Genomic DNA, 1,643 nt, shown 5'->3' with positions numbered 1-1,643 from the left:
GAGGCGATCGCGGCGGCGCGGCGCGAGGGCGCCTCGGACGCCCTGATCGTCCAGCCGGGCGGCCGCCGGGTGCATGACGTCCGTCTGGCCCTGTCCGACGGCCTGGTTTTCCTGGAGCTGTCCGACGCCGCCGAGCGTCAGGAGGCCCAGCAGCGTCACCTGGCCGACCGCGAGGAGCTGCTGACCACCTCGCGCGTGCTGTCGGTCGGCGAGATGGCCACCATGATCGCCCATGAGCTGAACCAGCCGATCGGCTCCATCGCCAACATCCTGCGCGGGCTGAAGGCGCGGCTGCAACGCGGCGCCCTGACGCTCGAGACCGGCGCCGAGGCCCTGGACCGCGCGACCGAGCAGGCCCTCTACGCCTCGGGCGTGATCCAGCGCGTCCGCACCTTCGTCGATCAGCGCCAGCCCCAGGTGCAGCGGCTGGATCTGGCCCGCCTGGCTCGCAACACCCTGGATCTGCTGGACTGGGAGATCACCCGCGACCGGGTGACGGCGCGCGCCGCCACGCCGCCGGACCTGCCCGCTGTTCTGGGCGATCCGGTCATGATCCAGCAGGTGCTGGTCAATCTGGCGCGCAACGCCCTGGACGCCATGCGCGGCGTCGACCTGCCCCGGCGCGAGCTCACCATAGAGGCGCGTCACAGCCTCGACGCGCGCCAGATCGAGCTGACCCTGACCGACACCGGGCCGGGCGTGCCGGAAGAAGCGTCCGCCCGCGTCTTCTCGCCCTTCTTCAGCACCCGCAGCGGCGGCATGGGCGTCGGCCTGGGCATCTGCCGTTCGATCATCGAACTGCACCGCGGCCGCCTGTGGTTCACGCCCGGCGAGGCGGGCGGCAGCGTCTTTCACATCGCCCTGCCGCTGGCCGCGACCGAAACCCCGACAGAGGAGGCCCGCCCATGAGCGCCGTCGCAACACCGGCTGACGGACCGTCCGGCCGCATCTGCCTGGTCGACGACCACGCCGAGTTCCGCCAGTCCGCCGCCTGGTGGCTGGAAAGCCTGGGCTATGAGGTCGAGTGCTGGGAAGAACCCGCCGCCTTTCTGGAGGCCATGACCGAGCGCCCGGCCGAACCCGCCTGCTTCCTGCTGGACGTGCGGATGCCGGGCATGTCGGGGCTGGAGCTGATGGAGGCGGCGCGCGAGCGCGGGCTGGATCAGCCGGTGATCTTCATGACCGGCCACGGCGACGTGCCCCTGGCGGTCGAGGCCATGCGGCGCGGCGCCGTCACCTTTCTTGAGAAGCCCTTTCAGGAGAAGGCGCTGGAAGAGGCCATCGCCCTGGCCTTCCGCACGGCGCCATCAGAAACAGAAGATGAAACAACCGCTTCTCCGCTGTCCCTCGCCTATCAGGAAAGGTTGTCTCGCCTGACCGCGCGCGAGCGCGAGGTCATGGATCTGGTCGTGGCCGGTTCCTACAACAAGGTCATCGCCTATGACCTGGGCATCAGCCCCAAGACGGTCGAACTGCACCGCGCCCGCATCATGACCAAGATGGAGGCGCCGACCCTGACCCATCTGGTCCGCATGGCGGTGTCCGGTCAGGTCGAGGAGGCGTGAGCGTGGCCCTGGACGCCCTGCCCTCCTCGCTCGCGCCCGCGCGCCCGCCCCGGCTGGACGAGCCGACCGTGCGCGCCC

2 protein-coding genes are annotated in these 1,643 nt (G+C 70.7%); both read left to right on the top strand.

Features of this window, described 5'->3' with window-relative positions; genetic code table 11:
* Positions 1-909: sensor histidine kinase (locus tag BDIM_RS05340; RefSeq protein ID WP_248601205.1), on the top strand; the 909-nt coding region annotated here is incomplete at its 5' end.
* Positions 906-1,565 carry a response regulator transcription factor gene (locus BDIM_RS05335; protein WP_003164551.1) on the top strand — a complete coding sequence of 220 codons (660 nt, stop codon included), beginning with the start codon at positions 906-908 and terminating at the stop codon, positions 1,563-1,565. The genes BDIM_RS05340 and BDIM_RS05335, both read left to right, overlap by 4 nt.
* Positions 1,566-1,643 lie beyond the last annotated feature (78 nt).

This window comes from Brevundimonas diminuta ATCC 11568, from assembly GCF_000204035.1.
GTDB lineage: Bacteria > Pseudomonadota > Alphaproteobacteria > Caulobacterales > Caulobacteraceae > Brevundimonas > Brevundimonas diminuta.
The sequence above is the reverse complement of the archived record's forward strand: the minus strand, read 5'-3'. Positions and strand labels throughout refer to the sequence as shown.

Bases quoted from the DNA above. Each gene is read 5' to 3' on its own strand.
- BDIM_RS05335 (WP_003164551.1), top strand. From the start codon at position 906: ATGAGCGCCGTCGCAACACCGGCTGACGGACCGTCCGGCCGCATCTGC.